Source organism: uncultured Cetobacterium sp., assembly GCF_945952365.1.
In the GTDB taxonomy this organism is placed as follows: domain Bacteria; phylum Fusobacteriota; class Fusobacteriia; order Fusobacteriales; family Fusobacteriaceae; genus Cetobacterium_A.
Map to the genome: position 1 here is coordinate 42,718 of NZ_CAMFHX010000016.1, position 13,436 is coordinate 56,153.

The 13,436-nt window shown below is 28.7% G+C and carries 7 protein-coding genes; 5 read left to right on the forward strand and 2 right to left on the reverse strand.

What is annotated here, in order from left to right:
• Window positions 1-10: 10 nt before the first annotated feature.
• The 3 genes from Q0O83_RS07305 (at window position 11) to Q0O83_RS07315 (ending at window position 11,031) form a co-directional block, all read left to right on the forward strand.
• Entirely contained in the window at window positions 11-3,808 is a 3,798-nt protein-coding gene (locus tag Q0O83_RS07305; RefSeq protein ID WP_294095720.1) for a discoidin domain-containing protein, read from the forward strand.
• Window positions 3,798-10,310 (forward strand): discoidin domain-containing protein, encoded by a 6,513-nt coding sequence (locus Q0O83_RS07310; RefSeq protein ID WP_294095721.1) that lies wholly within the window; start codon window positions 3,798-3,800, stop codon window positions 10,308-10,310. Before Q0O83_RS07305 ends, Q0O83_RS07310 begins: the two co-directional genes overlap by 11 nt.
• Window positions 10,311-10,407: 97 nt before the next feature.
• A complete protein-coding gene (locus Q0O83_RS07315; RefSeq protein ID WP_294095722.1) occupies window positions 10,408-11,031 on the forward strand; it encodes a MarC family protein in 624 nt (207 codons plus the stop codon).
• A 50-nt stretch (window positions 11,032-11,081) separates the two neighbouring features.
• Here Q0O83_RS07315 and Q0O83_RS07320 read toward each other — a convergent pair whose 3' ends face one another.
• The gene (locus Q0O83_RS07320; protein WP_294095723.1) at window positions 11,082-11,627 is read right to left on the reverse strand and encodes a helix-turn-helix domain-containing protein; all 546 of its coding nucleotides are present in this window, start codon (window positions 11,625-11,627) and stop codon (window positions 11,082-11,084) included.
• Between the two features lie 127 nt (window positions 11,628-11,754).
• Here Q0O83_RS07320 and Q0O83_RS07325 point away from each other — a divergent pair, with 127 nt between their 5' ends.
• Both Q0O83_RS07325 and Q0O83_RS07330 read left to right on the forward strand, forming a co-directional pair.
• The gene (locus tag Q0O83_RS07325) at window positions 11,755-11,928 is read left to right on the forward strand and encodes a (2Fe-2S)-binding protein (protein ID WP_294095724.1); all 174 of its coding nucleotides are present in this window, start codon (window positions 11,755-11,757) and stop codon (window positions 11,926-11,928) included.
• Between the two features lie 112 nt (window positions 11,929-12,040).
• Window positions 12,041-12,610: a 3'-5' exonuclease gene (locus Q0O83_RS07330; RefSeq protein ID WP_294095725.1), complete on the forward strand. Its 570-nt coding sequence runs from the start codon at window positions 12,041-12,043 to the stop codon at window positions 12,608-12,610.
• Window positions 12,611-12,664: 54 nt separating this feature from the next.
• On the opposite strand, the gene Q0O83_RS07335 is transcribed toward Q0O83_RS07330, so the two are convergent.
• Entirely contained in the window at window positions 12,665-13,261 is a 597-nt protein-coding gene (locus Q0O83_RS07335) for a hypothetical protein (RefSeq protein ID WP_294095727.1), read from the reverse strand.
• Between the last annotated feature and the right edge of the window lie 175 nt (window positions 13,262-13,436).

Consider the following 13,436-nt stretch of genomic DNA (forward strand, 5'->3'; position numbering starts at 1 on the left):
GGGAGCAGAGATGAGAGCTAATATAAAAAATGAAGATATATGTTTAGTTTTTTCGATAGAAACAAATATAAAAAATGTAATGAATAAGATTCAATTAACAACATCAGAAACTATTACATCTGCAGAGATTTCATATATAGATAACTATGGGCATCAAAAAATAAGTAAGCTGTTGAATAGTCAAGTTATAGATGGAAAAGTTGAATTAGTATTTGATTATTTTTATGCTAAGAAATTTGATTTAAAATTATATGAAGATATACTAGAAGAGCAGATTCAAGGTATAAGCATAATTTCTTTAGATCAAAATGAATTTTACGAAGATAAAGATGTTGATGTGAGACTAGATAAGTCGTTGATGACTGCAACATCTCATTGTGGTCAACACGCAAGTCATTCAGCTGACCGTGTAATTGATAATAGTCTAGACACTTATTTCCATAGTGCTGGATATAGTGGTAATTATGCAGATTTCACTATTGATTTAGGAAAAAAGACTCTTATAGATAGAGTAAGAATGGTAACAAGATCAAATAGTAACGGTACAGGAAATGGAAGAATATTAGCTTATGAGATTCTTTATAAGACGTCAGTAGATGAAGAATGGCAAAAAGTTTTCACTCAATTAACTGAAGAATCAGGAGATGATAGAGAGGCGTTCTTTAAACCTGTTTTAGCTTCAGAGATTTGTATCAGAGTTACAAATGGGAAAAATAAGTATGTAATGATTTATGAAGTAGATATATTTAAATACAACTTAATTGAAGAAAGAATAGCTAATCTATTTTTAGATGAAACTGAAAATGACCTAAAAGATGAGGTAACAATAGAGGATATAGAAGCTTTAGAAAGAGAGCTAACTACTGAGTCATACTTAAAAAGAATTGAAAATGCTAAGATTATGTATTTAAAAAGAATGCTTAGAAAATATTTTGAAATTCCATTAACAGCTGAAAAGATATTTGATCAGATTAATTTTAAAACAACTGATGAAGTTTTAGGTGCTCATATAAAATATGTAGATACTTATGGAGTGGAAAGATTGATTGAGAGTGAAGTTCAATTGATTGGAGACACTTATACAATATCAATAAATAAAATAATGACTTCAAAAGCTTACTTAGTGACATATGGAGTAAAAACTATCAGTGAGATAACTACTAATAGCTATGATAGATCAGAGTTTTGTTTAGATGGAGATGTTGATTTAAGAGTACCTTACGATAAAATAGAGGCTACAACAACACATCCAAATACATCTTATCCAATAAGTAATATGTTTGATGGAGATACAAATTCTCAATTCCACTGTAAGCAGTATACAGATAGAGGGTATTGTGATGTATTCTTTAAATTAGATAAAGAATACTTAATTGATAATCTGAGATTGATAAGTCATAGAAGTAACACGTCAGGTCTTATGAATAAATTTAAAGTTTTATTGAAAGATACAAATTCAGATAATAAATGGGCTGAATTAGGTGAGTATAAAGTAGAAACTTACCAAAATAAATGGTTAGAAGTAAGAAATAAACCTTATTTGACAAACGAAGTATGTTTAAGAATAGAGGATTCAGTAAATAGCTGGGCATTAATAAATGAATTAGAACTCTCGATATACAGTAAATTAAGAGAAGATATCAACAATCTGTTTATAGATGAAGAGTGTGAGGCTTTAAAGCCAGAAGTAACCTTAGAATTGATTGAAGAGTTAGAATCAAAAGTTTTAACAACTGAAGAATTTAGAGAGAAATTAGCTAAGGCAAAAGATTTATATGTTATATCATTGCCAAAAAATATATTTGAGATTCCACTAACAACTGAAACAAAATTTGATAAAGTAAGATTTACAACTTCAGAAAGAGTGTTAAAAGTAACCTTAAATTATTTAGATAGTAATAACGAGGAAGTTGTAATCTCTCCTAATTTTGAAAAAGATGGAGATATATACACGATAAGTACAGATAAAATAATAACATCTAATGCATGGATAGTTTTAAATGGAATAAATGAAGTTAAGGATATAAATACAAATAGATATGTTCCTAAAAATGTAATCACAGCTACATCAAGTGTGTCAACATATGGAAATAGCACACCTGACTTAATGTTAGATGAGGATGAATCAACGTACTTCCACTCAAATAAATTTAGTAGTAGTGTAGGATATGGTGATGTTTATTTATTACTAGAGAAACCTGAAATTATCTCAAAAATAGAGTTTAAAACATGGCATCCAACAGCGAGCAATGGTATGGTTCAACAATATGAGATTCTTTATAAGGAGTCTAAAGAATCAGCTAGTTGGAAAAGAGTGTTTACATCTGAAGTGAACACATCAAAAGGATGGAGACTAGCAGAGTTCCAAGATATATATGTAGAGGAGATTTGTATTAGGGTAAATCAGAGTTACGGAAACTGGATTGTAATAAATGAACTAGATATATGTACAGATCAATCTGAAATAAAAGAAAATCTAGAGAAAATATATACTGATATGAGTTGTACAAAGGTAAGGGATGATGTAAAGCTAAGGTCAATTAATAGATTAATAGAGATTTATCCAGATAGTATGTTAGGTATGAAAGCTAAGATGCTGTGGTTAAATGATAATAATCTAGAGATTGTCAACTTTAAAACAGAGGGTATTGATGCTAACTATGAAAACTATGAGAATGTTTTAAGAATTGAGAATTGTATAGATCTACTTTCAACACCGTATAGAATTGAAAATAAAACAGACTATTTAATAGAAAGTAATAGAGATTTAAAGTTATGTATTATTTCAGAAGAGCAAAATAATCCTGTTGAGAATATAATTCAAATTAGAAAAGGTAAAAATTTAATATATTCTAAGTATATATTTGGAACTATCTTTATATTAAGAGAGGATACGGCAGCTATAGAGCTATCACTTTATAATGTAAAAAAATCAAAAGATCATTATAAAGTTGGAGAGTATGATGTTAATGAGTTATTAAGTAGAAAAGATTCAAATAGCATAGTAACTTTAGAAACTAAAAACTTTATAATAAGAGGGGATGTAAATTGGATTTTAACTAATCTAAATCAGCACCAATTTATTGATGGAATGGCTAATTTAGACTATGCCTTAGATTATATAACACATCTGATAGATAAAAATCAATCTTACACAACAGATTATAGAGTTTCAAACTTAAAAAGAGTATTCTGGCAAAATTTATCGGGAACAACAGGGATAAAATCAACAGATAAAGGTGCTTATATAGAGTTTAATAAAGATTTAGGATTCCTATTCCAAGATAGAATAGAAAATCTAGTAAAGGATGAATTAAGTGAGATTTTCTCAACTATTCATATTTCAAAATCAATCTACGGACCAGCTATATGTAGCTTTGTAAAAACTCTTGTAAAGAAAATGTTACTCTTAAAAAATCAAGATGTAATTAATATACCAACTACAAACTTAGAGGCTTTAGCTACAAAGTTATTCCTATTCTCAAACAATGATAGAATAGTAACTTATATCTATAAGTATCTACAAAAAGAAGAGATTGGACAGAGTAATCATAGAGTTTTAAGTAAAATTTGTTTATGGATAACAGAATTTTTAGAAAGAGATATATCTTTATACTTTATTGCTTGTGGAGTAGAGATAGAGAAAGATATATTAGTTGAATGTAATACATATATTGAGCCAAAAATTGATATAAATGAGATTACGTTTGAAAATTATAAAGAGCTAGTGGCTTTAGAGTTAGAAAGATTTAACGAAAGTTATACTAGCTTAGTAAATGGAAACGGTGGTGATACGGGTGCAGAATAATTTAAGGGATTTAAATAACTTAGTTTTTACTATAGAAACAAATATAAAAAATGTAATGAATGCTTTAGAGATTACAACAACTGAAGAGATTAGAAGTAGTGAAATTAGATATATAGATGAGTACGGATATGAAAAAGTAGCTCAGAATATAGGAGTAGAAACTACAGGAGATAAAGTATTATTAACATTTGATCATTTTTATACAAATAAATTTGATTTAGTAATAAATGGAGATATAAGTGAAAGTTCAATTCAAGGTATAAAGATTATACCATTAAATCAAAAAGAATTCTATGAAGAGAAAGATATTGATTTAAGATTAGATAAGACTGATTTAGCAGTAACATCTCTTTGTGGTCAATATTCAAATAATGCTCCTAAAAATGCAATAGATGGAGATGAAAGTACAACTTTTCATAGTGCTAACTATACAGGATATGCACCAGGAACTCATGGAGATTTTGTAATAGATTTAGGAAAACCTTATCTATTAGATAAACTTCAACTTAGAACTAGATCATCTGGAAATGGAAGAATAAGAGCTTATGAAGTTCTTTATAGAACAACAAAAACAGAGGATTGGAAAAAGGTATTTGAACAGTTAACAGAGGAATCTGGAATAAATAGAGAGGCAACATTTAAACCAGTTTTAGCTTCTGAGGTTTGTATAAGAGTAACTAACGGGTCTGGAAACTTTGTAGTTATAGCTGAGCTAGATTTATTTAAATATAATTTTATAGATGCAAGAATATCTAATTTATTTACAGATGAAACAGAGACAGTTATAAAGCCAGGAGTTACTTTAGAAGAGATAGAACTTTTAGAAGCTGAACTAGTAACACCTTCATATATAGAAAGAGTAGCAAAAGCAAAGGAGTTATGTATAAAAGAGCTTCCTAAGACATATTTTGCAATACCATTAAGTGAAGAGAAGATATTTGATAAAGTTCAATTTACAACAACTGAAAGAGTTTTAAAAGTTGATATTAACTATAAAGATGCTCATGGAATTGAAAGAGTTATCGAAAATAGTTTTGAATCAAATGGAACACTTTATACATTAAACTTAAGAAAGATTATGACTTCAGAAGCTTCAATAGTGATGTATGGAGTTTCTGAAATAGAGAATATATCTATAAATAACTATGATAGATTACAGTTCTGTATAGATGAGGATATAGATTTAAGAATAACTTCGGATAAGATAACAGGATCAACAACTCATCCAAATAATAGTTATCCAATAAGTAATATGTTTGATGGAAATATAAATTCACAGTTCCATTGTACTCAATATGAGAATGTAGGTTATTGTGATGTTTACTTTAAATTGGATAAAGAGTACTTAATTGATAAGTTAAGCTTAATCAGTTATAGAAGTAGTATATCAGGATTAATAAACAAATTTAGAGTTCTTGCAAAAGAGATGAACAGTGAAAATAGCTGGGCGGAGTTAGGTGAGTATACAGTAGAGTCGTACTCAAATAAATGGTTAGATGTAAAAAATGAAACACCTTATTTAACAGATGAGATTTGCTTAAGAATTGAGGATTCTGTAAATAAGTGGGCTTTAGTAAGTGAGTTAGAACTATTTATTCATAGTAATTTAGAAAAAAGAATAGATTCTCTATTCTCAGATGATAGCTATGAAACGTTGAGAGAGGGTGTAACTTATGAAGAGATTTTAGCTTTAGAAGCTAAGAGCTTAGTGACTCCTGAATTTGTAGAGAAAGTGGCAAAAGCAAGAGAGTTATACATCCTTAGATTACCGCAAAACTCTTTCTCAATTCCTTTAGATGGAGATAAAATCTTTGATAAGATTCAGTTTGTAACATCAGAATTAGTATTGAGAGCTCACTTTAAATATACAGATACTTATGGAGTAGAAAGATTAATCGAAACAGATTTTGAAGGATTAGGAAATATCTATACTTTAAATATCAAAAAAGTAGAAACATCAAAAGCTTCATTAGTTCTTTATGGGGTTTCAAATGTTGATAGTATTTCAACAAACTCATACAATAGATCAGAGTTTTATATAAATGAAGATATAGATTTAAGATTGACATCAGATAAGATAACAGTGTCTACAGAAAAGCCAAATAACTCGTATCCTGCGAGTAATCTATTTGATGGAAATATAAACTCACAGTTCCATTGCAACCAAACAGGGGATTACTGTGATATATTCTTTAAATTAGATAAAGCATATTTAATGGATAGATTGAGACTTATAAGTTACAGAAGTAGTACATCGGGACTTATAAACGAGTTTAAGGTATTCTTAAAAGAGATGAACACTGAAAATGAATGGGTAGAACTTGGTGATTATAAAGTAGAAAGCTACCAAAATGAATGGTTAGAAGTAAAAGGAAAGCCATATTTAACAGATGAGGTTTGTTTAAGAGTAGAGGATTCTGTAAATGGTTGGACTTTAATAAATGAGTTAGAATTACTTATCCATAGTAACTTAGAGCAAGACATTAGAAACCTATTTGAAGATGAAGAGTGTGAAATACTAAAAGATAACGTGACTTACCAAGAGATTTTAGCTTTAGAAGCTAGAGTTATTGTAACTGAAGATTATAGAGCGTTAGTATTAAAAGCTAAAGAGTTATATTTAAATAAAAAATCGCCAGTAAAGTTTAACTTAGAGATAGATGAAGAGAGAGTAATAAACCAGATTAAAATAACAACTTCAGGAAAAATATATGATGCAGAAATATGTTATGTTGATTCTCATGGTCATACTAAAAAATCAGAAATTTTAAATATTGAGACTAAAGAAACAGAGACGTTATTAACATTTACACATCTATATTCAAAAGACTTTAATCTATCTATTCGTGGTGATATTGTAGAATCAGAGATAGAAAATATTAGAATAGTACAATTAAATCAAAAGGATTTCTATGAAAACCAAGATATAGATGTAAGGTTAAATAAAGAACTATTAATAGCTGTTTCTTACTGTGGTCAACATGGCGATAATGCTCCAAGTCATATATTTGATGGAGATTACTCAACAACATTCCATAGTTCAAACTATACAGGATATGTACCAGGAACATACGGAGATTTAGTAATAGAAATGGATCGTCCTTATTTATTAGATAGAGTTCAAATGAGAACAAGAACTTCTGGAAATGGAAGAATAAAAGCATATGAAGTTTTATATAAAACAAGTAAAGCAGAGGATTGGAAAAAAGTATTCGATCAATTGACAGAGGAATCTGGAGACGATAGAGAAGCTAAGTTTAATCCAGTATTAGCAACAGAGATTTGCATAAGGGTAAAAAATGGACATGGAAACTTTATAGTTATATCTGAAATGGATATATTTAAGTATAATACTATAGAAGCTAGAATAGCTGATTTATTCTTAGACAAAGATGAAACTATATTAAAGCCTGGAATTACTTTAGAAGAGATAGAAGCTTTTGAAAGAGAGTTAAGAACAGCATCTTATAGAGAGAGAGTTGCAAATGCAAAGCAACTATATGTAGATAAGTTGCCACTTAAAGAGTTTGAGATTCCTTTAGTTGAAGAGTTAATTTTAAATAGAATAAGATTTAAGACAGAAAGTAGAATATCAAAAGCTAAATTAAAGTATGTAGATAACTATTCAGTTGAGAAAATAATAGATGTAAATTGTGCAGCTATAGGAGATGAATATGTATTAGTATTTGAACCTATAGTGGCAAAAAATTTAGTAATATTATTGTATGGATTAGATGAGATAAACTCTATCTCTGTAAATACACTGAATAAACTAGATTTCTGTATAGATGAAGATATTGACTTAAGAATACCTTATGAAAAAATGGTATGTTCTACAACTCATCCAAATGGTGGTTATCCAATAAGTAATATGTTTGATGGAAATATAAATTCACAATTCCACTGTGCTCAGTATACTGACTATTGTGATGTATACTTTAAACTAGACAAAGAGTATTTCGTTGATAGATTAAGACTTAAGAGTTTTAGATCAAATGAGTCTGGACTTATTAAAAAGTTCAGAGTTTTATTAAAAGATTTAAATTTAGAAGAAACTTGGACAGATTTAGGAGAGTATGTAGTTGAAACTCATGAGGATACGTGGTTAGCAGTTGAAGGAAAACCGTACTTAACAAATGAAGTTTGTTTAAGAATTGAGGATTCTATAAATGGATGGGCTCTTATAAATGAGTTAGAGTTATTTATTCACAGTAACTTAGAAGCTTCAATAGATGATTTATTTACTAATGAAGAACTTGTAGAGTTGAGAGAAGGAGTAACTTATGATGAAATAATAGAGTTACAAAATAAAGCTACAACTACTTTAGTTTATAAAGAGAAAATTAAAAAGGCAAAAGAGTTATACTTACAGAAAGTAACAAAGAAAAATTATAAATTAAACTATGAATTTAATTTTATATTAGATGAAGTTGTTGTAAACTATAAGGCTTTATTAGAAAGCAAAGTTGACTATAAATTAGAGTATATTTCAACTCTTGGAGAAAAAATTGAAATTGAAAACTTTGAAGTTACTCAAAAAGATGATAGATCTATTAGTCTTAAATTTGAAAAGATATTAACAAATAATATAGAATTAATAATAGGTTATATTGATGAATCTGAAAGTTGGAAATCATCTTATATTAAAACAATAGAGATTGATCAAACCCCTTACTACTGTTTAGATGATATAGGAATTGATTATGACAAAGCCCTAATAACTCCAAATTCTCTTTGTGGAATACATAGTAGTTTATATCCAGAGCAGAATATGTTAGATGGCGATAGAGATACATATTTCCGTTCGAAAAAAATGGGAAAAGTTGAGTTTATCTTTGAAGAACCTAAAGTTATAAATGAGTTCTGGGTTGATGTAAATCATAACAATGGAAGAATAAATAAGGCGAAGCTATATTATAAAGAGTTTGAAGAGCAAGAATGGATATACTTAAGAGATTATGAAACTGATAATCCAATAAGTGGAGTAACTTCACTTACTTTTGCTCCAGTATTAGCTAAAAAATTCTGTATAGAAGTAGAATCATCTTACTCAAATATAATTTTATTTAGTGAAGTTGGATTTAAAGTTTATAGTTTATTAGAAGCTAAAGTAAATGCTTTATTTGAAGAGAATAGTTTATTCAAAGTTTTAAAGAAAAATATAACTTTAGAAAAAATTGAACATTTAAAATCAATGACTAAAGAGAATAAATTCTTAAAAGCAAAATTAGAAATTGCAACTATGATCTTAAAAAATAGTGGAAAGTTCCCAATTAAAACTTATAATTATAAATCTATTGAAGAGGATTCAAGTCATTACTTTGGTTTAACAGTATCGAATAATACAGGAAATATGGTACTAAGCCATCATTACATTCAACCAAATACCGACTATGTATTTATTTTAAATAGAGATGTTGAAGTTGCAGTTATGACATATACAAAAAAGCCAGGAAGTAATAGAACATTTAAATTGAGTAAAGGTATGAATATAATAAATATACCAGAGCAAGGACATATGATATTTAGAGGAAGTAGAAAAGAAGAGATAGAATACTACTCTTTAAATAAAGAAAATGGTTTAGTTTATCGTTATGGTTATACAAAAGCGAAAGATTTATTTGATAAGAATGACATATTAAATGAAGTAGAAGAGGGACACTATTCTAATACAGCTTATGTTGAAGGTAAAACATATATAGGAGCTATAAAGTTTGATTGGCTAAAAAATGGATTTAAATCTGAAAATCTATCAAAACATATTGAGATATTTGATGAGTATTTAGATTTTATTCACTACTTAGATAATGTTCATGGATACTTTAAACAACAAATGCCATATAAAAGATTACTTTGGTTAGGACTAAATTCTGATCCAATGCATGCAGGAGGATCGTTCGCAGGTGGTTATACAGCCTATAGTGGATCAAGTGGACCGATGGTTCCAGTGTCGACATATAATATGGCAAATTCATGGGCTATAGGTCATGAGTTAGGTCATGAACTAGATTCAAATGACTATTTAATGGGACTATTTGGAGAGGTTACTAATAACTGGTTTGCTGAACAGCCAAGACAAGAATATATGAAGACATTAAGATGTAAACCACATATAAGTGAAATGTCAAAAAATCCAGAACCTATAAGTGGATTAAGTGTATGGTATAGACTAGGATTCTTCTTTAAAATGAGATTATTCTATACAGATAATAGTTTCTTCCAAAAGATGAATGCTTTAATGCAGGAGAATAGAGCCGGAGATAACCAAGAAGCTGCAGATAACTTTGCTAAATTCTCTACTCAAATTTTAAAAAGAGATATGAGTGCGTACTATATAAAGTATGGATTTGAATTATCTGAAGAGGCTATAGCTTGGTGTGGTCAATATCCAGCTCCAGCAATTGATTTACAACATATCACTTGGGAAAATCATGAGGAGTTTGTAAAAGAAGAGATTAAATTATTCAACCAGAAATACAAGTCTGTATCGAAAATAAAGTAGGTTAAAAAAATAAAAAATAATTTTCTAAAAAACACTTTACTTTAAACAGATATTTTTATAATATAGTGTATAACTTTAAATATTATAGGAGTGAAGGATGTTAGGAAAAGATTTATTGATGGATATCTTAACGTATGTTCTTACAATAATAGGTATATTAAATCCGTTTGGAAATGTACCCTTATTTATGACATTGACAAAAGATCAAAAACCAGAAGTAAGAAAAAAAATGTATAATGCAATAGTACTTGCAGGGTTTGGGATAGTAACTGGATTTATAATAGCCGGAGATTTTTTCATGAAATATCTGTATAAAATAGGTATGGATGAATTAAGAGTTGCTGGAGGTATGATACTTATTGTAGTAGCTTTTAGAAATCTTTTAGGACTTGGAGTTTCGAAAGATAGTTCAGGTGATAGAATGTCTGAAAAGGATGCGATAAGATATGCAATAACACCATTAACATTTCCTATGTTAGTTGGACCAGGAACAATCTCTACAGTTATGATTATTCATAAGGAAGCTGGTCTTATAATTTCTGTAGGAGCTGTAGCCGTTACATTTTTAATAATGAAGTTTTTATTTACAATTTCAGATTGGTTAGATAAAGTTTTAGGAGAGATAGTTTTATTTGTACTTTCAAGAGTTATGCAGATTTTCATAATGTCTGCAGGAGTAAAACTGATTTCAAATGGAATTAAAGGGATATTTATGCAATAGTTAAATTAGTTAGGAGAGGTTAACCTCTCCTAATTTTTTTTGAATAAAGTTTAAAGAGTCACAGCAAAAATAAGTTTGCTTTCTTCAGAACTTCTATTTTCCCAGTTATGCTTAACAAACTTCTCAATTTTAATACTGTCTCCCTCAGAAAGAGAGAAAGATTCATCTTCAATATTTAGAATAACTTCACCTTTTAAAACAAAAGCAACCTCTTGTCCTGTATGTCCAATCTCAATTCCTTTAGATGATGAGTGTGGCTCTAAATTTAAAATCATAAACTCCATATGAGTTTGAGGTTCAGGACTTAAAATTTCGTAAGAGATTTTACTATCTTTTGATGGTTTGATAACTTTTCTTTCATTCTTTTTAACTATATGAACTTTCTTAAAACTTTCTTCTAAAAAGAATTTGTATAGAGGTATATTTAAGGCAATTGAAAGATTTTTCAAAGTATTTATAGATGGATTTGTTGTTCCTTTCTCAATTTGGCTTAAAAGAGCAGATGTAGAGTTGATTTTTTCAGCAAGCTCTTTTAAACTAAGTTTTTGATCAGTTCTAAATTTTTTTATTTTTAATCCAAGGTTTATATCATTCATTTAAAAACTCCTAAATATTTTCTTTTAAGTATAACTTATTTTATATATATTTGCAATTTTCAAAAAAATCTTGCATTATACTACACTAATAATGTATAATTAAGAAAAAGAATTACGGAGGTCAAAAATGTCTGAAAATACTATGGTTTGTTACTGCAAAGGAGTTACATTAGGAACAATTGTAAAAGCGATAGAAAATGGAGCTACAACATTAGTTGAAGTATTAGATACTACAGGTGCAGGTTCAGCTTGCGGAAGATGTGTTGATAGAATCGAAGCAATCGTAAACGAAGAGAGATAATATTTCTAGAGGAGCTCAGGTTCCTCTTTTTTTTATTTTTGTTAATTTTTGTTGTAGTTTTGGATTTAGTATAGTATTCTAAGGATAGAATATGAAAAAAGAGGTGGAAATTATGAAGTTATTGTATTTAGATACAGAAACGACAGGGCTTACTGATAACTCTGCAATTGTTCAAATAGCTGGAGCTATTGAAATAGATAATGAAGTTGTAGAGTGGTTTAATATAAGATGTAGGCCTCATGCAGAAGCGGATATTTCAGAGGATGCACTAAGAACTATCGGCTTTACATTGGAAGAGTTACAAAAAGAGCAATCTCCAGAAGATGCATTGAAAGAGCTAGAGAGTATATTTTTAAAATATGTTGATAGATATGATAAAAATGATAAGTTAATTATGATTTGTCATAACTATCCTTTTGATTTTAGAATGTTATTTAATTTTTACAATAGATTGGGAAATAGATTTATGGGAAGTTTTATTAACTTTAAATTGAATGTGTGTACTTTAAATTTAGTGAAATCTCTTCAAGTTATAGGTGTTTTACCAATATTGGAAAATAATAAACTAGAAACATGGTGTAAATATTTTGGAGTCTCTTTAGAGAATGCTCATGATGCTTTAGAGGATATTCGTGCCACAAGAGAGGTTTATAAAAGTTTAGAAGCGACTTTGAAAAAGTAAAAATAAAAAAATAAAAAGAGCAAAGTTTATTAGAATTGACTTTGCTCTTTTAGTTTAATTTTTAATCTCTGGGACACTAACATACACAACTTTATTGGAATTTACATTTATATATTGAGACGTAGCTGATATCAAATATGGGAAACTATCTCTTAAGTCGTTATTACTATTTTTTAAGCTACTCATAGTTTGCCAAACTGCTCGACCATCATTTGTATACGCAGAAATATCTAGTGTTTTTACAAAGTATGTTGATGTATCAATAGAGTTGAACCAGATATCGCTATAAAAGAGATCGTCGTGTCGACCTCTGAATCCATATCCACCTCTCCAATATGGGCTTATTGGTGCTGGGTAAGTATCAAATTGAGTATATGGGCCATTTATTTTATAGTTATATATAATTTTGTAAAGAGCATCTTTAGGATTAGAGGTTCTTCTATATCCCTTTGTTCTTAGCATACTTTCTAAATTGTTTTCAAAAGCTTTTTGTTGTAGTTGGAACCCAGGAGTATTAGTACTTAGATAGTAGGTACCGGGATAAGCTTCTAAAGTTGAGTATGAGTCGATTGCTACAGTTCGGCTGTTAAGAGAACTACAGCTGAGGAATAAAAACATAATCATTGTTAAAAAAGAAAGTTTTTTCAACATAACACATCACTCCTGAAAAAATATTTTCATACTGCTATATTCGTTAAAATTTATGACTTCCTTTTTTATAAGGAAAATAGTTGTGTAAATAAAAAAGGTCACCTTCGAAAAAAGTGGCCCTTTTTATTATATAAGGAAACTATAGAAAAAATTTATCCAAAAAATATTGAAAAAT